This is a genomic window from Pseudomonas sp. Marseille-Q0931 (assembly GCF_940789645.1).
Taxonomy (GTDB): Bacteria; Pseudomonadota; Gammaproteobacteria; order Pseudomonadales; family Pseudomonadaceae; genus Aquipseudomonas.
Window position 1 is genome coordinate 168500 of record NZ_CALNWT010000008.1, and the last position, 18310, is coordinate 186809.

Annotated in this window: 18 protein-coding genes; 13 read left to right on the forward strand and 5 right to left on the reverse strand. The window is 63.2% G+C overall.

Annotated elements, in window-relative coordinates:
• Nucleotides 1-26: 26 nt before the first annotated feature.
• The 4 genes from P3C50_RS14570 to P3C50_RS14585 all read left to right on the forward strand — a co-directional run bounded on the left by P3C50_RS14570 (nucleotide 27) and on the right by P3C50_RS14585 (nucleotide 4168).
• On the forward strand, nucleotides 27-632 hold the full coding sequence (locus P3C50_RS14570) for a c-type cytochrome (RefSeq protein ID WP_197857687.1): 606 nt from the start codon (nucleotides 27-29) through the stop codon (nucleotides 630-632).
• Between the two features lie 154 nt (nucleotides 633-786).
• Nucleotides 787-1413, forward strand: coding sequence for a thiol:disulfide interchange protein DsbA/DsbL (locus P3C50_RS14575; protein ID WP_275546563.1), 627 nt, complete (start codon nucleotides 787-789; stop codon nucleotides 1411-1413).
• Between the two features lie 20 nt (nucleotides 1414-1433).
• Nucleotides 1434-2306 (forward strand): endonuclease/exonuclease/phosphatase family protein, encoded by an 873-nt coding sequence (locus tag P3C50_RS14580; RefSeq protein WP_197857689.1) that lies wholly within the window; start codon nucleotides 1434-1436, stop codon nucleotides 2304-2306.
• Nucleotides 2307-2311: 5 nt separating this feature from the next.
• The gene (locus P3C50_RS14585) at nucleotides 2312-4168 is read left to right on the forward strand and encodes a GGDEF domain-containing protein (RefSeq protein ID WP_275546564.1); all 1857 of its coding nucleotides are present in this window, start codon (nucleotides 2312-2314) and stop codon (nucleotides 4166-4168) included.
• A 54-nt stretch (nucleotides 4169-4222) separates the two neighbouring features.
• On the opposite strand, the gene P3C50_RS14590 is transcribed toward P3C50_RS14585, so the two are convergent.
• Nucleotides 4223-5743: a nucleobase:cation symporter-2 family protein gene (locus P3C50_RS14590; protein ID WP_275546565.1), complete on the reverse strand. Its 1521-nt coding sequence runs from the start codon at nucleotides 5741-5743 to the stop codon at nucleotides 4223-4225.
• Between the two features lie 226 nt (nucleotides 5744-5969).
• Between P3C50_RS14590 and P3C50_RS14595 the strand changes: the two genes are divergently transcribed.
• Both P3C50_RS14595 and P3C50_RS14600 read left to right on the forward strand, forming a co-directional pair.
• Nucleotides 5970-6560, forward strand: coding sequence for a MarC family protein (locus P3C50_RS14595; protein ID WP_013713334.1), 591 nt, complete (start codon nucleotides 5970-5972; stop codon nucleotides 6558-6560).
• Nucleotides 6557-7339, forward strand: a complete 783-nt coding sequence (locus P3C50_RS14600; protein ID WP_275546566.1) for an N-acetylmuramoyl-L-alanine amidase — start codon at nucleotides 6557-6559, stop codon at nucleotides 7337-7339. Before P3C50_RS14595 ends, P3C50_RS14600 begins: the two co-directional genes overlap by 4 nt.
• Here P3C50_RS14600 and P3C50_RS14605 read toward each other — a convergent pair.
• From P3C50_RS14605 to P3C50_RS14615, 3 genes are all read right to left on the reverse strand, one after another.
• Nucleotides 7336-7749 carry a DUF1330 domain-containing protein gene (locus P3C50_RS14605; RefSeq protein WP_197857693.1) on the reverse strand — a complete coding sequence of 138 codons (414 nt, stop codon included), beginning with the start codon at nucleotides 7747-7749 and terminating at the stop codon, nucleotides 7336-7338. The two genes, P3C50_RS14600 and P3C50_RS14605, sit on opposite strands and share 4 nt — an antisense overlap.
• A 143-nt stretch (nucleotides 7750-7892) precedes the next feature.
• Complete coding sequence (locus P3C50_RS14610; protein ID WP_197857694.1) at nucleotides 7893-8561, reverse strand: DUF3313 domain-containing protein; 669 nt, start codon at nucleotides 8559-8561, stop codon at nucleotides 7893-7895.
• Between the two features lie 50 nt (nucleotides 8562-8611).
• Complete coding sequence (locus P3C50_RS14615; protein ID WP_275546567.1) at nucleotides 8612-9004, reverse strand: response regulator; 393 nt, start codon at nucleotides 9002-9004, stop codon at nucleotides 8612-8614.
• A 131-nt stretch (nucleotides 9005-9135) separates the two neighbouring features.
• Between P3C50_RS14615 and P3C50_RS14620 the strand changes: the two genes are divergently transcribed.
• The 7 genes from P3C50_RS14620 (at nucleotide 9136) to P3C50_RS14650 (ending at nucleotide 16068) form a co-directional block, all read left to right on the forward strand.
• The gene (locus tag P3C50_RS14620; protein ID WP_275546568.1) at nucleotides 9136-12633 is read left to right on the forward strand and encodes a response regulator; all 3498 of its coding nucleotides are present in this window, start codon (nucleotides 9136-9138) and stop codon (nucleotides 12631-12633) included.
• Nucleotides 12633-13442, forward strand: coding sequence for a CheR family methyltransferase (locus P3C50_RS14625; protein ID WP_275546569.1), 810 nt, complete (start codon nucleotides 12633-12635; stop codon nucleotides 13440-13442). The genes P3C50_RS14620 and P3C50_RS14625 overlap by 1 nt, the downstream gene beginning before the upstream one ends.
• Nucleotides 13439-14050, forward strand: a complete 612-nt coding sequence (locus P3C50_RS14630; RefSeq protein ID WP_275546570.1) for a chemotaxis protein CheB — start codon at nucleotides 13439-13441, stop codon at nucleotides 14048-14050. Before P3C50_RS14625 ends, P3C50_RS14630 begins: the two co-directional genes overlap by 4 nt.
• Entirely contained in the window at nucleotides 14044-15231 is a 1188-nt protein-coding gene (locus P3C50_RS14635) for a hybrid sensor histidine kinase/response regulator (RefSeq protein WP_275546571.1), read from the forward strand. The genes P3C50_RS14630 and P3C50_RS14635 overlap by 7 nt, the downstream gene beginning before the upstream one ends.
• Nucleotides 15232-15404: 173 nt before the next feature.
• Nucleotides 15405-15707, forward strand: coding sequence for a hypothetical protein (locus P3C50_RS14640; protein ID WP_275546572.1), 303 nt, complete (start codon nucleotides 15405-15407; stop codon nucleotides 15705-15707).
• Nucleotides 15708-15725: 18 nt separating this feature from the next.
• Entirely contained in the window at nucleotides 15726-15911 is a 186-nt protein-coding gene (locus P3C50_RS14645) for a PA3371 family protein (RefSeq protein ID WP_275546573.1), read from the forward strand.
• A gap of 19 nt (nucleotides 15912-15930) precedes the next feature.
• Complete coding sequence (locus tag P3C50_RS14650) at nucleotides 15931-16068, forward strand: hypothetical protein (RefSeq protein WP_275546574.1); 138 nt, start codon at nucleotides 15931-15933, stop codon at nucleotides 16066-16068.
• A 432-nt stretch (nucleotides 16069-16500) separates the two neighbouring features.
• Here P3C50_RS14650 and P3C50_RS14655 read toward each other — a convergent pair whose 3' ends face one another.
• Complete coding sequence (locus tag P3C50_RS14655) at nucleotides 16501-18297, reverse strand: ATP-binding protein (protein ID WP_275546575.1); 1797 nt, start codon at nucleotides 18295-18297, stop codon at nucleotides 16501-16503.
• Nucleotides 18298-18310: the final 13 nt, after the last annotated feature.

Consider the following 18310-nt stretch of genomic DNA (forward strand, 5'->3'; position numbering starts at 1 on the left):
TCTCTTAGCCGTAATTGGATTAGCTGATGAACAAAGTACTCGTGAGTCTGCTGTTGACCCTGGGCCTCACCGGTGTGGCTCAGGCTGCTGGCGATGCCGAAGCCGGTCAGGGCAAAGTCGCTGTCTGTGGTGCCTGCCATGGCGCCGATGGCAACAGCCCTGCGCCTAACTTCCCCAAGCTGGCCGGTCAGGGCGAGCGTTACTTGCTCAAGCAGCTACACGACATCAAGTCCGGCGCTCGTCCGGTGGTCGAGATGACCGGCATGCTGGACAACCTCAGTGACCAGGACATGGCTGACATCGCTGCTTACTTCGCCAGCCAGAAAATGAGTGTCGGTGCTGCCGATCCCAAGCTGGTCGCACGTGGTGAAGCGCTGTTCCGTGGCGGCAAGCTGGAAGAAGGCATGCCATCCTGCACCGGCTGCCATTCGCCAGACGGCGCTGGCCTGGCTGCTGCCGGCTTCCCGCACCTAGGTGGCCAGCACGCGCAGTACGTGGCCAAGCAGCTGACCGACTTCCGCGAAGGCAATCGCACCAACGACGGCGACGCGATGATCATGCGCGCCATCGCCGCCAAGCTCAGCAACAAGGATATCGAAGCTGTTTCCAGCTTCATCCAGGGTCTGCACTGATAGACCGCCGTTGCTTTTGGCAAGACAAAGGGTGGCTTCGGCCACCCTTTTTCGTATGCGTCATGGCTACAATGGGCGGAACCGGCCCAGTGGTAGCGAGTCATAGTCTCGAATCGCCATCAGGGCGAAGCTTATCCAGCCAAGGAGTACCCTCATGCGTAACCTGATTCTCGGCGCCGCTCTGGCGATCAGCAGCCTGTTCGGCCTTACTGCCCACGCCGAACCGGTCGCAGGCCAGCAGTATGTCGAGTTGAAAAGCCCGGTGCCGGTGTCCAAGCCCGGCAAGGTCGAGGTGGTGGAGCTGTTCTGGTACGGCTGCCCGCACTGCTACCAGTTCGAGGCGACGCTCAATCCCTGGGTCGAGAAACTGCCGGAAGACGTCAACTTCGTCCGTGTCCCGGCGCTGTTCGGCGGCGTTTGGAACGTGCACGGCCAGGCATTCATCACCCTGGAAATGATGAAGGTCGAACACAAGGTGCATGACGCCGTGTTCAATGCCATCCACCAGGAGAAGAAGAAGCTGGCCTCGGCTGAAGAGTTCGCCGACTTCGTCGCGACTCAGGGCGTGGATCGCGACGCCTTCCTCAAGACCTTCAATTCCTTCGCCGTCAAAGGCCAGATGGAAAAGGCCAAGAAACTGGCCATGGCGTACCAGATCACTGGCGTACCGGTGATGATCGTCGGCGGCAAGTACCGCTTCGACCTGGGTTCGACCGGCGGCCCGCAGCAGACTCTTCAGGTGGCTGACCACCTGATCGCCAAGGAGCGCGAGGCGCTCTAAGCGCCCCGCAGGCGCTAAACATGATGCGCCGCTGGCGGAAGACACGTGCGGTTGGTCTGTGCGATCCACAGATCAATCCGCACTGCTCGCCGCAGGCTGACTGGCCAGCCGACGGCCTTTTGCGCCTGCTCAGTTTCAATGTCCAGGTCGGCATCAACACCCAGCGTTATCACCACTACCTGACGCGCAGTTGGCAGCATCTGCTGCCCCATGCCGGGCGCACCGGCAACCTGCAGCGCATTGGCGATCTGCTAGCCGATTTCGACCTGGTGGCGCTGCAGGAAGTCGATGGCGGCAGTCTGCGCTCGGGTTACGTCAATCAGGTTGAGTACCTGGCCCAGCAGGGAGCCTTCCCCTACTGGTATCAACAGCTCAATCGCAATCTCGGGCGTCTCGCCCAGCACAGTAACGGCGTGCTTAGCCGCTTGCGGCCTACTTTGTTGGAGGATCATCCGTTGCCTGGACCACCTGGGCGGGGGGCGATCTTTCTACGTCTGGGTGAAGGCGAGCACGCGCTGTGCGTGGTGATGATGCACCTGGCCCTGGGTGCCCGCACCCGTACCCGGCAGCTGGCCTACATCCGCGAGCGGGTCAGCGAGTTTCGTCATCTGGTGCTGATGGGCGACATGAACACTCATGCCGTCGATCTGCTGGAGAACTCCCCGCTGCGTGATCTCGGTCTGCTTGCCCCGCAGGTCGAGGCGACCTTTCCCAGCTGGCGCCCGCAGCGCTGTCTCGACCATATCCTGCTCAGCTCTGAGCTTGAACTAGGACGCGTCGACGTACTCAGCCAGCCGATTTCCGACCACCTTCCCGTAGCCGTGGAAATCCGCCTGCCAGGAGCACAGAATAGCGCGCAAATGCCTATGCTGAAGACGCCATCTCCTGAGTAAGCCGTATGAGCGATGACGCGCAACGCTGGAAAGACAAATACCTGAGCAGCCTGGAGCAGCAGGAAAAGCTCGAGCGACGCTGGGAGTCGCGTCTGGATCTGTTGCGCCGTGGCCTGGTGCGCAGCAGCCTGGCTGCCGAGGGTGCGGACAAGGCGGTCGATCAATGCATGCAGGAAATGCGCGACATCCTCCGTCGCGATGAGATGGATGCCGCCTTGGGTGGCCTGATTCCACGTCTGGAAAAGGCCGTGCTGGACTCCGAGCAGCGCCGCCAGCAGCGTGCCGGCGAGGCCGCCACGGCACTGGCAGGTCTGATCGAACAGCTGCAGCGCCTGCAGCCACCGCGTGAGGTGCGCAAGGCGCTCAAGTCGCTCGGCAAGCAGCTGCAGGATGCCACCAGTCACCAGTATCTGCTGCCCGCGCTGCTCAGCCAGCTTAGCAATCTACAAGGGCAGGCGCTGACCGTTCTGCAAACCCCGGTGCAGGAGCAGCCGGGTCTGCTGCAGCGCCTGTTCGGCTCACGCGGCGAGAGCGGCGAAGAGGCCGCACATACTAATCCTGCACCTGCACCTGCACCTGCACCTGCACCTGTATCTGTATCTGAGCCTGAGCCTGCAGCTGTCTCTGAGCCTGAAGCGCGGGCGCCATTGGTCGCCGCGCATGCGAGCACGCCAGTGGCTGTCGCTCCCGAATCATCGGTGCATCGCCAGGCCAGCGACGCTGCGCCGGTGCTCGACAGCCTGCCGTTGCCACCTGGCCTGGTGCTGCATGAAGAACCCAGCGACAGCCCGTTCTCCCTGCCCAGCAGCGAGCCGGGATACAGCGCGGTGGCACCGCACATCGCCAACAGCCTGCGCGGTCTGCTCGACGAACTGCAGCTGCCGGCACGCCATCTGCCGCAGGGCGAGGCATTGCGCCAGCGCCTGGAGGGCAACCTCAACTGGTATGAGCTGGTGCCGGTGCTGGATGACCTGGCCGTGCTGGTACTGGCGGTCAGCGACAGTGGCCAGCGCGATTTCGCCGTTTATCTCAAGCAGCTCAACGAGCGCCTGGCCGCCTTTATCAGCACCCTCAGCGAAGCGCACGAGGGCTACACCGCGTCGGTAGAAAGCACGCGAAACTTCAACCAGCAGCTGCGCGATCAGGTCAATGACCTGCAGAGCAGCGTGCAGGAGGCGGCCGACCTGGATACGCTCAAGCAGGCGTTGGAGCAACGTCTGGAGGGCCTGTTGCAGAGCGTCAGCAATCACCAACGCCAGCGCGACGGCGGTGAGGAGGACGTGGCCGAGCGGCTGCAGGGCCTGGTCAAGCGTGTTGCCGAAATGGAACTCGAGGCGCAGCAGTTCCGCCAGCATATCGAGGAGCAACGGCAAAAGTCCCTGCTAGACCCCCTGACCGGCTTGCCCAACCGCGCTGCCTGGAGCGAGCGCCTCGATCTGGAAGTCGCGCGTCGCCAGCGCTACGGTGGTCAGCTGCTGATGGCCGTGCTGGATATCGATCACTTCAAGCGGATCAACGATGGCTACGGCCATCTGGCCGGCGATCGGGTGCTGAAGATCATCGCCGGCGAACTGCACAAGCGCCTGCGCAAGACCGACTTCATTGCCCGCTTCGGTGGCGAAGAGTTCGTTCTGCTGATCCCGGCAACCCCGCTGGAAGGCGGCGTTCAGTTGCTGGAAACCCTGCGGGCGGCGGTCGAAGCCTGCCCATTCCATTTCAAGGGCGAGCCGGTGACCATCACCTTCTCTGCCGGTATCGCCGAATTCCGCAATGACGAGGCCACCGAGGCCACCTTCGAGCGCGCCGACCAGGCGCTATACCGCGCCAAGGGTTCCGGACGAAACCGCGTCGAACAGGCCTGATGGCTGCCCCGGGCAATCAGACCGGGGCAGCCATCAGAGCGGGTCTGTTCGGGGCTAGGAAGTCATCTCTGCCCGTTCCTTTTCTGCAGGCGCGCCCGTCCGTGGCGCAGGGGCGTGATCGTCATCCAGCAGCGGCACTTCATTGCCCTGAGCGTCATACAGCTTGCCGCCGATGAAGTGGTCGCCCTCGTGCAGGGCGGCGATGTCGCGGTAGCGCAGGCTGCGTTCGGTACCGGCGACGAACACCGACTGCTGATCCGAATTGCCGGTAGTGAAGTGGTTGAACAGCAGGTTGAGCAGGATCGCCATGATCGCCGCCGAGCTGATGCCGGAGTGGAAGATGGTTTCGAACCAGGCTGGAAAATGGTGATAGAAGCTGGGCATGGCGATGGGGATCATGCCGAAGCCGATCGAGGTGGCGACGATCACCAGGTTCATGTTGTTGCGGTAGTCCACCTTGGCCAGTGTGCGGATGCCGCTGGCCGCGACCGTGCCGAACAGCACGATGCCGGCGCCACCGAGTACCGAGGTCGGCACCGCGGCAATGACCCGGCCCATGATTGGCAACAGGCCGAGGGTGACCAGAATCAGTCCGCCGGTGGCAACCACGTAGCGGCTCTTGACGCCGGTGACGGCCACCAGGCCGACGTTCTGGGCGAATGCGCTCTGGGTGAAGGAGCCGAACAGCGGCGCGACGACGCTGGCGATCATGTCTGCGCGCAGGCCATTGCCGAGACGTTTGGAGTCGATCCTGGTGTCGATGATGTCGCCCACGGCGAGAATATCGGCCGAGGTTTCCACCAGGATCACCATCACCACGATCAGCATGGAGATGATCGCCGCCACCTCGAACACCGGCATGCCGAAGTGCAGCGGTGCCGGGAAGGCCAGCACCGGCCCTTCGCTGACCCTGGAAAAGTCGGCCATGCCGAACGCCAGGGCGACCAGCGTGCCGATTACCATCGCCAGCAGGATCGACAAGCGCGAGATGGTCGCGCTGCCGACTTTGCTCAATAGCAGAACGGTAGCCAGGGTGAACGCGGCCAGGCCGATGTTGGCCATGCTGCCGAAGTCCGCAGCCTGGCTGTTACCGCCCATGGCCCAGCGCGCGGCTACCGGCATCAGGGTGAGGCCGATGGTGGTAATGACGATACCCGTCACCAGCGGTGGGAAAAATTTGGTGATCTTGGAGAAGATTGGCGTGATCAGCAGGCCGATCAGCGCCGCGCCTATCACAGCACCGAACACCACCGGCAGCCCACCCTCGCCGCCATTGCTGCCGACTATCGCCACGATGGTGGCGACGCTGGCGAACGAAACGCCCTGCACCAGGGGCAGCTGACAGCCGAAGAACGGCAGGCCGATGGTCTGCAGCAGGGTGGCGGCGCCGCCGACGAACAGCGAGGCCGCGATCAGCAGGCCGATATCGGCGGGTGACAGGCCGGCCGCCTGGCCGACGATCAGCGGAACGGCAACGATGCCGCCATACATGGTCAGTACGTGTTGCAGGCCGTAGAGCAGATTGGAGCCGATACCGAGGTTCTCGTCCTCGGGGCGCTGAGCGGTGGAGGTCATGGGGAAAACTACTCGCTGTTGTTCTTGTGCAGTCAATGTAGACATTTTGTTCCAATCTTGGCTACTACTTTGTATACATTTCTACGAATGGTCGCTGCCATGAACGCCGCTGCGTTTTCGGTCACGAAAGCTCCGCCCCGGCGACAATGCGAGCATCCATGCGCGCGCGACTCGCGAGGTGACCCCGCAGGCCCTAGACTATGCGCACCTGTCAGCGGAGCTAGCCATGGACATCTTCAGCATCGCCGTGCTGATCTTTCTCGTCACCGACCCTTTCGGCAATATCGCCATCTACATCGCTGCGCTGAAGAACGTCGAGCCACGCCGGCGCATCTGGATCGCCGCGCGAGAGCTGCTGTTCGCCCTAGGTCTGCTGCTGCTGTTCCTCACCTTTGGTGACAAATTCCTCACCAGCCTCGGGCTATCACGCGAGGCAACGGCCATCGCCGGCGGTATCATCCTGTTCGTCATCGCCATGCGCCTGATCTTTCCCAGCCCGCAAGGCCTGCTCGGCGACGTGCCGGACGGCGAGCCGATGCTGGTTCCGCTGGCCACGCCTGCGGTGGCCGGGCCTTCGGCACTCGCAGTGCTGATGACCCTGCGCAACACTCACACCGGGCCGCTCTGGGAGCTTTACCTGGCCTTGATTCTGGCCTGGGCGGCGACGGCATTCATCCTGTTGCAGGCTTCGTTCCTGCAACGGTTCCTCGGTAATCGCGGGTTGATGGCGGTGGAACGTCTGATGGGCATGCTGTTGATCATGCTCAGCGTCGACATGCTGCTGGACAACCTGCAAAGCGTATTCGGTCACGCATGAAGTCTCTTTGCCTTGCCCTCGTTCTTGTTCTGCTCGCCGGCTGTGCCGGCGGTCTGCGTATCGACGACAGCCATACCGCGACTGGCCAGAACAGCCGCGTACAGTACGTCGTGCTGCACTACACCTCCGCTGACTTGCAGCGCTCGCTCGAGCTGCTGACGCAGACCGAGGTGAGCAGTCACTACCTGATCGGCGATGCGCCGCCGACCGTCTACCGTCTGGTGGACGAAAACCGTCGTGCCTGGCACGTGGGCGTCAGCGAGTGGAAGGGACGTACCTGGCTCAACAGCACCACCATCGGCATCGAGCTGGTCAACCAGGGCTACTATCAGACGCCGGTCGGTCGCTACTGGCAGCCCTTCGCCCCGCAGCAGATCGACACGCTGATCGTGCTGCTCAAGGACATCGTCAAGCGTCACCAGCTGCCACTGGGCTCGATCATCGCGCATAGCGATGTGGCGCCTCAGCGCAAGGTCGATCCGGGCCCGCTGTTCCCTTGGAAGCGCCTGGCCGACGAGGGACTGGTGCCCTGGCCGAACGAAGACGCGGTGGCGCGCCAGCAGGCGCTGTTCAGCACCAGCCTGCCCAGCGTGCAGTGGTTCCAGGAGCAGTTGGCGCAGCACGGTTACACGGTGCCGCAGCATGGCGAGTTGGACGAGGCGACGCGCAATGTCATCGCCGCGTTCCAGATGAAGTACCGCCCAGCCAATTACGACGGCCAGCCGGACGCGGAAACCGCAGCGCGCCTGCTGGTGCTCAACCTGCAGGCATCAAGCTAGAGCCTCTCGGCAGGTGTCGTGGCGATCAGCCGCGAGTCGTCCAACGCTGCACTGCGATGAACCGTGGCCGCTTGGTATTCAGGGTCGGCGAGCATGCTCAGAAAGGCTGCGGACGATGGATAACGCACCAGAAGAAGCAGATCCCAGCGTTCTTCCTGCGGCGCGATCAACGCCAGGTGAACGTCAGCCATGATCTGTACTTCACCGCCCACGCCCTGAACCTTGGCCAGCGCGGTGCGGCTGTAGCGGGCATAGGCTTCGCGACCGCTGCAAGACGCAAAGGGGCTGTCTGCGTCATACGCAGCCTGACTGCTGAAGCGAAGCAGATTGAGCATCACAATCGGCGTGTCGCTTGGCATGCGTTCGGCGAACGCCTGCAAATCCACGCTACTTGGGTTGATGCTGGGCATGCATGTTCCTCGCCTGGTGTTTTTTCCGAGCCTCTCGCCTGAGATCAACTACCGCAAGCGCTATCGATCCGCTTGATAGTCAGCCATCTGTTCAGCGTGCTGCGGCTTACGCACGGTATTGCCTGGGCCTGGGCCTTGGCTGATCAGCGCAGGTCGGGTTGGAAGTCGCGCGCGTCGCGTGCCCAGACATCCAGCACCGGCTTGAGGTCATCCAGGGTCAGCTGGCTGCTGCTGTTCTCCAGTGCCAGGCCGTGGCCCTTGCGCACCACCCGCAGCACCGGCTCGCTGGTGCGCGCATCGAGCGCTTCCAGTTCGATGAAAATCTCCGTGTCGCGATCACGCGTGCCGGCAGCCGTGCTGGCTGCAGCGATCACCAGGGCCACGGGGATCACCTCGTAGGCTTTGATCCCTTCGGTCGAGACGTTGACGCCGGTGATTGCGCTGCGCAGCACCAGGCTGTCCATGCTCGGGGTGTCGACCAGCCTCAGACGTGCGTTCGTCAGCTCGCGCAACAGTGCCTGATGCAGGTAGTCACGCACCTGTTCCAAGGTCTGCGCGCTGACCTGGTCGCTGGGCGCGGGAGCGGGGTAAAAGCTTGGCTTCTCGACGTAGACCGATGTGTAGCGCTCGCTGCTGAACTGCGGTGAAATCCAGCGCAGCACCGGTGCTCCGGTGGCTGAGGTGGCAGGCTGCAGTTGGGAATAGTCGGCAAGATAGCCGGAGAATTGCGTGGGTTGGGTCGTCTGACTGGCGCAGCCGGTGAGCAGCAAGCCAGCGAGAAGACCCAGGCGAAGCGAAGTGGCGTAGCGCATCGGCGGACTCTCCTGTCCATTGGTCTGGAATCAGACTAGATGCCGCTCCGTCAGTCCGCCAGTTCGCCCAGCCGTTGTGCCAGCAGCCTGAAATCGTAGGGTTTGACAATACTTTCGGTAGCTGCCCCGCTATCGCGAGCGCGCACTTCTTCGAGCAGTTGACGCTCGTCGTAGCCGCTGGCGAACAGCACCGGCAGGGTCGGCCGCAGCTGGCGAGCGGCTGCCACCAGCTCGCGCCCGTCCATGCCGGGCAAGCCGATATCGCTCATCAGCAAATCGACCTGTTGGTCGCTGCGCAACAGGTCGAGCGCGCTGGGGCCGTCGCACAGGGCGTGTACGCGGTAGCCGAACTCACCGAGCACCTCCGCGGTGAGTTCGCGCACGACATCGTCGTCCTCGACCAGGACAATGGTCTTGACGCGGGCGCAATCGGTTTCGGTCATGAACTTCTCTGTTTCAGCGCGCAGAATGCGCAAATGTTTGGCAAACTTCGGAGTCTGCACGCGGTCAGTGTGCCACACGCCTTCCCCCGATAGATAAGAAGAAGCGAGACAATCACCGAATGGACGTCCCTATGTCGAATGAATCCGCAATGGACGAAAGAGGTTTTCGCCGCATTCTCAATCGTAATGTCGGGCTGCCGCTCGGCCTGGGCGTGGTGGGCGCCCTGTTCTTTGCACTGCTGATCGGCTTTCTGCTCGATGTGATCCGCTGGGTCGAGCATACCGACCAGGTCCTCAATCGGGCCAGCGAAGTGTACAAGCTGACCCTGGATCTGGAGACCGGCATGCGCGGCTTCCTGCTCAGTGGCGAGGAGGATTATCTGGCGCCCTATGAGCAGGCGCGCGGCAAGTTTCGCCCGTTGACCGAACAACTGATCGGCATGGTCGCGGACAACCCGCCACAGATGCAGCGGCTCGAGCGTCTGCTGGCGCTGCAAGAACAGTGGGATCTGTTCGCCCAGGAAGTCATCGGCCGCCGTCGCGACGGCGGCAATTACCTGGTCGAAATAGGACGGGGGCGCGGCAAGAACCTCACCGATGGCATGCGCCGCGAGCTCGATACCTTCATCAACAGTGAGCGTGAGCTGCGTCAGCAGCGCAATGCCGATGTCAGCAGTACCACGCTCTGGGGCGCCGGCATCTACCTGGTGGTGAGCATTCTGTTCAGCGCCTTGCTGGCCTTTTTCGGCCGCCGCGAGCTGATGAGTCTCTCGCAGACTTATTCCCAGGCCATGGCCAAGCAGGCCGATTATGCCGATGAGCAGGGGCGTCGTGCCTGGCTTGGCGGTGGCCAGACGCTGCTGTCGGAGCGTCTGCTCGGTCAGCCGCAGGTGCAGGAGCTGGCCGACCGCTCGCTCGAATTCCTCGCCGAATATCTCAATTGCGTGGTCGCCGCCCTGTATCTGCGCGACGGTAAAACCGGTGACCTGAAACGCGTTGCCGGCTACGGCTTCAGCAAGGATGCCAGCCTCAAGGAGCAGTTCTATAAAGGAGAGGGGCTGGTTGGTCAGGCTGCCCGTGGCCGCCGCCTGGTTTGCCTGGATGATTTGCCGGCGGATTACATCAAGGTCGCTTCAAGTCTCGGCGAGGGGCAGCCAGTCAGCGTTGCCCTGGTACCGCTGCAGTCCGAAGACAGTGTCAACGGCGTGATCGAGCTGGCCTTCATGCGCCCGCTCGAGGCGCGTGAGCGGGAGTTCCTCGAAGCCATTGCCGGCAGCGTCGGTATGGCTTTGGAGGCCGCGCGCTATCGCCAGCGCTTGCAAGAGGTGCTCGGTCAGACCCAGCAGCTCAACGAGGAGTTGCAGACCCAGCAGGAGGAACTGCGCGCCGCCAACGAAGAGCTGGAGCAGCAGGCGCGCGTGCTCAAGGAGTCCCAGGCCCATCTGGAAACCCAGCAGGCCGAGCTGGAGCAGACCAACGAGAAGCTTTCCGAACAGGCGCAGACGCTAGCCGACCAGCGCGACGAGCTGGACCAGCGCAACACCACGCTCGGCCGCATCCAGGCCCAGCTCGAAGAGCGCGCCGAGGAGTTGCAGCGTGCCAGCCGCTACAAGTCCGAATTCCTCGCCAACATGAGCCATGAGCTGCGCACGCCGCTGAACAGCTCGCTCATCCTGGCCAAGCTGCTGGCGGAGAACTCCGCCGGCAACCTCGACGATGAACAGGTCAAGTTCGCCGAGTCGATCTATTCGGCCGGTAACGATCTGCTCAACCTGATCAACGACATCCTCGACATCGCCAAGGTCGAGGCCGGCAAGCTCGAGGTGCGCCCCGAGCGCACGCCGCTGGCGAGCATGCTGGAAAGCCTGCGCGATGTGTTCGCGCCACTGGCTGGCGAGCGTGGCCTGGGTTTCCAGATCGAGCAGCAGGGCGAGCTTCCACAGGTGCTGTTCACCGACCGCCAGCGCGCCGAACAGATCCTGCGCAACCTGCTGTCCAACGCCTTCAAGTTCACCGACCGTGGCGGCGTGACCCTCAGCGTCTCGCGTCAGGAGGGTCATTACCTGGCCTTCGCCGTGCATGACACCGGCATCGGTATCGCGGCCGACCAACAGCAGGCGATCTTCGATGCCTTCCGCCAGGCCGATGGCACCACCAATCGCCGTTACGGCGGCACCGGCCTGGGGCTGTCCATCTCGCGTGACCTGGCGGGGCTGCTCGGCGGGTCCATTTCCGTCAGCAGCGTGCCCGGCGAGGGCAGCACCTTCACCCTGCTGCTGCCCGAGCAGATGGTCGAAGGCGCAGCCCAGAGCAAGCCGGCGGCGCCGCTGGTAATGGCGCCGCTAGCGATGCCGGCCACGCCGGTTATTCCTGCCGCTGCGGCGGCGATGCCGCGTCCCCCGGCGCCGTTCGCCGATGATCGCGAGCAGCTCGACGCGCACGGCGGCCGCCGTGTGCTGGTGGTGGAGGATGAAGTGCGCTTCGCCCGCATCCTCTTCGACCTGGCCCACGAACTGGGCTACGCCTGCCTGGTCGCCACCAGCGCTGACGAAGGCCTGGAGCTGGCGCGGCGGTATCGTCCCGATGCCATCCTGCTCGACATGCGCCTGCCCGATGGCTCCGGCCTCAGCGTGCTGCAGCGCCTCAAGGATGACGCACAGACTCGTCACATCCCGGTGCATGTGGTCTCGGTCGAAGACCAAAGCGAGGCGGCCCTGCACCTGGGAGCAGTCGGCTATGCGCTCAAGCCAACCAGCCGCGACCAGCTCAAGGAAGTTTTCGGCAAGCTGGAGGCCAAGCTCAACCAGCAGGTCAAGCGCGTGCTGCTGGTGGAGGACGACCCCCTGCAGCGTGACAGCGTTGCCCGCCTGATCGGCGACGAAGACATCGAGATCACCGCTGTCGCCCTGGCCGGTGAGGCGTTGGAGAAATTGCGCAGCACGGTCTTCGATTGCATGATCATCGACCTCAAGCTACCCGACATGCTCGGCAATGAGCTGCTGCAGCGTATGGCTGAAGAGGACATCTGCTCCTTCCCACCGGTGATCGTCTACACAGGGCGCAACCTGACCCGCGACGAGGAAGCCGAACTGCTCAAGTACTCGCGCTCGATCATCATCAAGGGCGCGCGCTCGCCGGAGCGCCTGCTGGACGAAGTCACCCTGTTCCTGCACAAGGTCGAAGCCGAACTGTCCAGCGAGCACCAGCGCATGCTCAAGACCGCGCGCAGCCGCGACAAGCTGTTCGAGGGGCGGCGCCTGCTGCTGGTGGACGACGACGTACGCAACATCTTCGCCCTGTCCAGTGCGCTGGAGCAGAAGGGCGCCACCGTCGAAATCGCCCGCAACGGCCACGAGGCGTTGGCCAAACTGCATGAACACGACGACATCGACCTGGTGCTGATGGACGTTATGATGCCGGAAATGGACGGCTACGAAGCCACCCGGCAGATTCGTTTGCAAGACCGCTGGAAGAACCTGCCGATCATTGCGGTGACGGCCAAGGCGATGAAGGATGATCAGGAGCGCTGCCGCGAAGTCGGCGCCAACGATTACCTGGCCAAACCCATCGACCTGGATCGCCTGTTCTCCCTGATCCGCGTGTGGATGCCCAAGCTGGAGCGTCTCTGATGCCTGACGAAATCGAGCTGCGCCTGCTGATTGAGGCGATCTATCTGCGTTACAGCTATGACTTTCGCGATTATTCGAAGGCCTCGCTCAAGCGCCGTGTACGTCAGGCGCAGGCGCAGCTCGATTGCCCGACCATTTCGGCCTTGCAGGAGCGCATCCTGCACGAGCCGCGGGCCTTCATGCAGCTGTTGCAGTACCTCACCATTCCGGTCAGCGAGATGTTCCGCGACCCTGACTACTTTCTTGCCCTGCGCGAGCAGGTGGTGCCGCTGTTGCACACCTATCCGTCGCTGAAGGTCTGGGTGGCCGGCTGCAGCACCGGGGAGGAGGTGTATTCGCTGGCCATCCTGCTGCACGAGGAAGGTCTGCTGGAACGCACCATGATCTACGCCACAGACATCAACCCGCATTCGCTGGAAAAGGCCGAACAGGGCATTTTCGCCCTCGACAACCTGCGCACCTACACGCAGAACTACCAGCTGTCCGGCGGCAAGCGGGCATTTTCCGACTATTACTCGGCAGCCTACGATCGCGTGCTGTTCGACAAGTCGCTGCGCGCCAACGTGACCTTCGCCGACCACAGCCTGGCCACCGACAGCGTGTTCGCCGAAACCCACCTGGTGTCGTGCCGCAATGTGCTGATCTACTTCAACCGCGACTTGCAGGATCGTGCGCTCGGCCTGTTCCACGATTCGCTCTGTCACCGCGGCTTTCTCGGCCTTGGTAGCAAGGAAAGCCTGGATTTCTCCGCCTATGCCCGACAGTTCGAAGCGGTGTCGCGCCCCGAGCGGATTTTCCGCAAGCGATGAGCGGCCAACGGATCAACCTCCGCGGCCAGGTTCGTGCGCCGCTGCAGGCGCTGCTGATCGGCGCTTCGGCCGGTGGGGTGGAAGCGCTGCTGAGTCTGCTCGAAGACCTGCCGCCGGACTATCGGCTGCCGGTGGTGTGCCTGCTGCATCAGCCGGATCGCAACGACAGCCTGCTCGCCGAGCTGCTCGCGCGGCGTTTGCAGCTGCCCGTCAAGGAAGCCGAGGACAAGGAATACCTGAGCGGCGGTACGGTTTACGTGGCGCCCGCGGGTTACCACCTGTCCATCGAGACCGAGCGCAGCTTTTCCCTCAGCCGCGAGGAGCCGCGACATTTCTCCCGGCCCTCGATCGACATCCTCTTCGAGTCTGCGGCCGATGCCTACGGTGAGCATCTGGCGGCCGCGCTGCTGACCGGCGCCAACGAGGATGGTGCCGCCGGCCTGCAAGCCGTTCAGCAGGCCGGGGGCCTGACGTTGGTGCAGGACCCGGCCGACGCGCAGGTGCCGACCATGCCGAACGCCGCGCTGGCGCTGCTCGAACCGGATTTTCTCCTGCCTATCAATGCCATGCGCCTGCTGCTGGCCGAACTGGATACCCTGCCATGTTGAGGAAGATCGAATCCAAGGTGCTGATCGTCGACGATCTGCCGGAGAACCTGCTGGCGCTGCGTTCGCTGATCCAGAGCGAGGACCGCACCGTGTTCCAGGCCAGCAGCGCCGATGAGGCGCTGTCGCTACTGCTCGAACACGAGTTCGCCCTGGCCATTCTCGACGTGAAGATGCCCGGCATGAACGGCTTCGAACTGGCCGAGCTGATGCGCGGCACGGAGAAGACCAAACATATTCCGATCATCTTCGTCAGCGCCGTGGGCCGCGATATGGACTACGCCTTCCGCGGTTACGAGAGCGGTGCGGTGGATTTCCTGCACAAGCCGCTGTCGCCTTTCGAGGTGCGCAGCAAGGTGGCCATGTTCGTCGAGCTGTACCGCCACCGCAAAGCGCTGAGCATGCAGCTGGAAGTGGTCGAGGCCGCACGCCGTGAACAGGAGGCGCTCCTCACCGAGCTGCGCGAGACCCAGGCCGAGCTGCAGAAAGCGGTGCAGATGCGCGACTCGTTCATGTCCATCGCCTCGCACGAGCTGCGCACGCCGCTCAACGGCCTGATCCTCGACGTGCAACTGCGCCGGCTGCGCCTGGAGCAGGGGCGCATGGATGCCTTCAGTGCCGACAAGCTGCGGGAGATGATCACCCGCGACGAGCGCCAGATTCGCAGCCTGAGCCGGCTGATCGACGACATGCTGGACGTTTCACGGATCCGCACCGGCAAGCTGTCGGTGCGCCCGGAGCCGGGCGACCTGGGCGTGCTGGCCGGCAATGTGGTAGAGGGGCTGGCCGCGCAGTTCGCCAGCGCTGGTAGTCATATCGAACTGCAGGTCGAGGGGCCTGCGCCGGTGATGATGGACGAGTTCCGCATCGAGCAGGTGCTGGCCAATCTGCTGACCAACGCCCTGCGCTACGGCGGCGGCAAGCCGGTATCGGTGCGGGTTGGGGCGGCGGGCGAACAGGTGCGTGCCGAGGTGCGCGATCAGGGTATCGGTATCTCCGAAGCGGATCAGCAGCGAGTGTTCGAACAGTTCGAGCGTGTTTCCTCTGCCGACGCCCCCCAGGGGCTGGGGTTGGGCCTGTTCATCAGCGAGCAGATCGTCCAGGCCCATGGCGGGCGCATCGAGCTTAGCAGCCGCCTTGGCGAGGGCTCCTGCTTCAGCGTTGTACTGCCGCGACGGAACTGATCGTGCAAATTGCACGTGTCGCAAATCATGCATCTTGCAAAGTGCATGAGAAGGATTGCGTTTTGCTTATATAAGTTATTGATTTATAAGGATATTTCTGGCGATAAAAATTGGCATGGGCGCTGCAGAATCAGTCGTGTAAGCCCCGACTGACCTGCTAATGGAGAAGCATCATGCACATCGTCCGACTGAGCCTGTTCTGTGTCGCTGCATTGCTGGTCAACGGGGCTTACGCCAAGGATTTCAGTGGTTCGGCTGGCGCCATCGCCAAGACCGCCGAATTCACCCTCTCCAACTCGCCGGTGTGGGAATCGCGTGTCGGTGCGCAGCAGGATGGTTCTGCCGAGCTGCGCAAGCAGAGCGTTCACAGCGTCGGTGATGACGCCAAGTGGCTGCGTATCTCTGACGATGGCGCCACCGATACCGCCAATCGCGAGCCACGTCCAGCCAACAGCACCCCGCGCTGGGTGTTCTGACCGACAAGGAGTCCTGCCATGTCCAGAAGCGCCATCCTGTTTTTGATCATGACCCTGTCGAGCCTGGCCGTGCTGTGGCTGAGCCCCGACCTGGAGGCAGGATTCGCCCTGCTGCTCAAGGGTGCCAGCGCCGTTTTCGGCCTGGGCTTTCTGGTGGCCCTGATGGCTGGGCGGCGTATCAAGTTCGACCCGGTACTGCGCTGAAACTGATCAGCAAGACCAAATGAAACGCCGCGAAGATCGCGGCGTTTTTTATGGTTCTTCACGTTATCGCGGGGAAGATACGCTTGCCATCGGACTGGCAATTACGTGTTGGTTGTCGATGACTTGGCATTATCCATTAACACGCCGCCTGACCTGATGGGTTTCGCCCCTTACGGGCGCCACACCTTTCTTGCTTGCCCAAGAAAGGTGTGCCAAAGAAGGGCACCCCGACATCCGGGTTTCGCTACGCGAAACTTCCCTCGCTCCGGCGCTGCTCCGGGGGCCGGCTTACAAGGGCCATCCCTGGCCCTTTAAGCCTCTCGCCGCATCCATGCGGCTCGTCCCCCTACGCAACACCTCCACTCGGCCTCCTGAAGGGGACCAGGTCGCGAGCTTGCATAAGCTTTGCGGAACTGAAATTGGCGGCGTCTGGCCTTTGCAGGGGAGTGTTTCTTTGCTTACTTTCTTTGCACAAGCAAAGAAAGTAAGTCGCCCGTAAGGGGCGAAACCCATCAGACCAGACAACACGCTAACGGAGAGTGCCAAGTCATCGAGCGCTAACACGTAATTGCCGGCTCGCTTTTGTCCCTCAGACCGGCAGGCTGAAATAGAAGTTGGCGCCCTCGCCGGGGCGTGAATGTACGCCGAGCTGACCGCCGTGCAGCTGCACGATTTCCCGTGCCAGCGCCAAACCGAGGCCGACGCCGCCCTTGCGTCTGCCGACCTGGACGAAGGGTTCGAAAATGCGCGGTTGCTGCTCGAAGGGAATGCCCTCGCCCTGGTCGCGAACGCTGATGATCACGCGTTCACCATGGCGGCGCACCTGCAGCCGTACCTTGTCTCCCGGGTTGCTGTAGCGCAGGGCGTTGTCGGTCAGGTTGTCCAGCAGCCGTTCCATCTGCGCGACGTCGAGGTTCAGGCGCGGCAGCGGCTCATGCACCTCGCAGACCAGCTCCACCTCACGCTCCGCGGCTTTCTCGGCAAAGCGCTGTGGCGTGCGCTGGATCAGTTCGGCCAGGTCGCAAGGGCGGCGTTGCAGGGTCTGCATGCCGTTCTGGTAGCGCGAGAAGTTGAGCAGGTCGTCGATCAGTTGCACCAGGCGATGCATTTCCTCGTCGACGGTGCGCATCAGCTCCTGCTCACGGCCACTCGGTGGCAGCGAGAGGCGCTCGCGCAGCAGGCTGAAAGCCATGTGCATGCCGGTGATCGGCGTGCGCAGTTCGTGGGACGCACGCAGGATGAATTCGCTGCGCACGCGCTCGAAGGCGCGCTGCTTGGTCACGTCGCGCAGCACCATCACCGCACCGACACTGCCACCCTCGATGACCTGCACCGGGGTCAGCGCCCAGGCCAGCAAACGGGTTTCGCCATCGCGCTCGATCTGCAGGTCGGCCGGTGGTTCGCCCAACAGCTCACCGGCGAGCACCTGACTTAATGCCTCGTCCACCGCGTGGTCCGGCAGCAGTGGGCCGATCGGTTGGCCGAGAATGTCGGCGTGCCAGGACAGCTGGCGCAGCGCTACCGGGTTGGCATGTTCGATACGGCCCTGCTCGTCGAGGATGACCAGACCATCGTCGATGCTGTCGAGCACGGCTTTCAGCCGGCCCTCGCTGCTGAGCAACTGATTGAGGTTGCTCGAGTGGTATTCGCGCAGCGCCTCGGTCATCAGGCCGAAGCGGCGGCTTAGTACCGCCAGCTCCACCACCGGCGACACCGGCAGCACCACATCGTATTGGCCCTGGCCGATCTGGTCGGCGGCACGCGCCAACATGTCGATGGGGGCGCCGAAGCGCCGGGCGATGCCATGGGCGGTGAGCACACCGATCGCCAATACGGCGAGGCCGGTCAGCACCAGGAGCCCGGCGATCGGCTGAGAGCGCTCGCCGGCCTTTTTCTCGGCGGCGACGACCCGCTCGACGACCTGATCCTGTTCGTTGAGCAGGTGGTTGCGCAGGCGCTGGAAAGCTTCGGTGAAGGGTTTGTGAGCACCCAGATTGTGCGGAGTCTGCCCTGCAGGAGTACCGCTGGCGGCGGCCTCTACCTGCTGTTCGTAGAGCGCGGCAGCTTGCTCGAGGCCTTGTTTGTAGCGCGTACCGAGGTTCGCCTCCAGGCCTTCGGCAAGGGTGGCGCGGAAAGACTCGCGTGCCTGCGCCAGTCTTTCCGGCGCCGGCTTGGGGTCGAGCAACAAGATCAGTTCGTCGCCCAAGTGCTGGCGCAGCTTCTGCCCGACCTGCACGGCGGTGAAACCGCGCTGGATCAGATCACTCTGGCTGCGCGCCATCTGAGTGACGCTGAACAGGCCGAGCAGCAGGCCGAGCAGTGCCACGGTGATCAGCGCGGAAATACTGAGGAACAGGCGAGTGCGAAGCTTCATCGACAGCTTCATGGTGATCCCATGG

What these genes read in the sequence shown, in the direction of transcription:
- P3C50_RS14645 (WP_275546573.1), top strand. Translation starts at nt 15,726, where the DNA reads ATGTCCAGAAGCGCCATCCTGTTTTTGATCATGACCCTGTCGAGCCTG.
- P3C50_RS14610 (WP_197857694.1), bottom strand. Translation starts at nt 8,561, where the DNA reads ATGCGCTACGCCACTTCGCTTCGCCTGGGTCTTCTCGCTGGCTTGCTG.
- P3C50_RS14615 (WP_275546567.1), bottom strand. Translation starts at nt 9,004, where the DNA reads ATGACCGAAACCGATTGCGCCCGCGTCAAGACCATTGTCCTGGTCGAG.
- P3C50_RS14625 (WP_275546569.1), top strand. Translation starts at nt 12,633, where the DNA reads ATGCCTGACGAAATCGAGCTGCGCCTGCTGATTGAGGCGATCTATCTG.
- P3C50_RS14570 (WP_197857687.1), top strand. Translation starts at nt 27, where the DNA reads ATGAACAAAGTACTCGTGAGTCTGCTGTTGACCCTGGGCCTCACCGGT.
- P3C50_RS14655 (WP_275546575.1), bottom strand. Translation starts at nt 18,297, where the DNA reads ATGAAGCTGTCGATGAAGCTTCGCACTCGCCTGTTCCTCAGTATTTCC.
- P3C50_RS14605 (WP_197857693.1), bottom strand. Translation starts at nt 7,749, where the DNA reads ATGCCCAGCATCAACCCAAGTAGCGTGGATTTGCAGGCGTTCGCCGAA.
- P3C50_RS14590 (WP_275546565.1), bottom strand. Translation starts at nt 5,743, where the DNA reads ATGACCTCCACCGCTCAGCGCCCCGAGGACGAGAACCTCGGTATCGGC.
- P3C50_RS14650 (WP_275546574.1), top strand. Translation starts at nt 15,931, where the DNA reads ATGAAACGCCGCGAAGATCGCGGCGTTTTTTATGGTTCTTCACGTTAT.
- P3C50_RS14630 (WP_275546570.1), top strand. Translation starts at nt 13,439, where the DNA reads ATGAGCGGCCAACGGATCAACCTCCGCGGCCAGGTTCGTGCGCCGCTG.
- P3C50_RS14600 (WP_275546566.1), top strand. Translation starts at nt 6,557, where the DNA reads ATGAAGTCTCTTTGCCTTGCCCTCGTTCTTGTTCTGCTCGCCGGCTGT.
- P3C50_RS14595 (WP_013713334.1), top strand. Translation starts at nt 5,970, where the DNA reads ATGGACATCTTCAGCATCGCCGTGCTGATCTTTCTCGTCACCGACCCT.
- P3C50_RS14620 (WP_275546568.1), top strand. Translation starts at nt 9,136, where the DNA reads ATGTCGAATGAATCCGCAATGGACGAAAGAGGTTTTCGCCGCATTCTC.
- P3C50_RS14580 (WP_197857689.1), top strand. Translation starts at nt 1,434, where the DNA reads ATGATGCGCCGCTGGCGGAAGACACGTGCGGTTGGTCTGTGCGATCCA.
- P3C50_RS14635 (WP_275546571.1), top strand. Translation starts at nt 14,044, where the DNA reads ATGTTGAGGAAGATCGAATCCAAGGTGCTGATCGTCGACGATCTGCCG.
- P3C50_RS14575 (WP_275546563.1), top strand. Translation starts at nt 787, where the DNA reads ATGCGTAACCTGATTCTCGGCGCCGCTCTGGCGATCAGCAGCCTGTTC.
- P3C50_RS14640 (WP_275546572.1), top strand. Translation starts at nt 15,405, where the DNA reads ATGCACATCGTCCGACTGAGCCTGTTCTGTGTCGCTGCATTGCTGGTC.
- P3C50_RS14585 (WP_275546564.1), top strand. Translation starts at nt 2,312, where the DNA reads ATGAGCGATGACGCGCAACGCTGGAAAGACAAATACCTGAGCAGCCTG.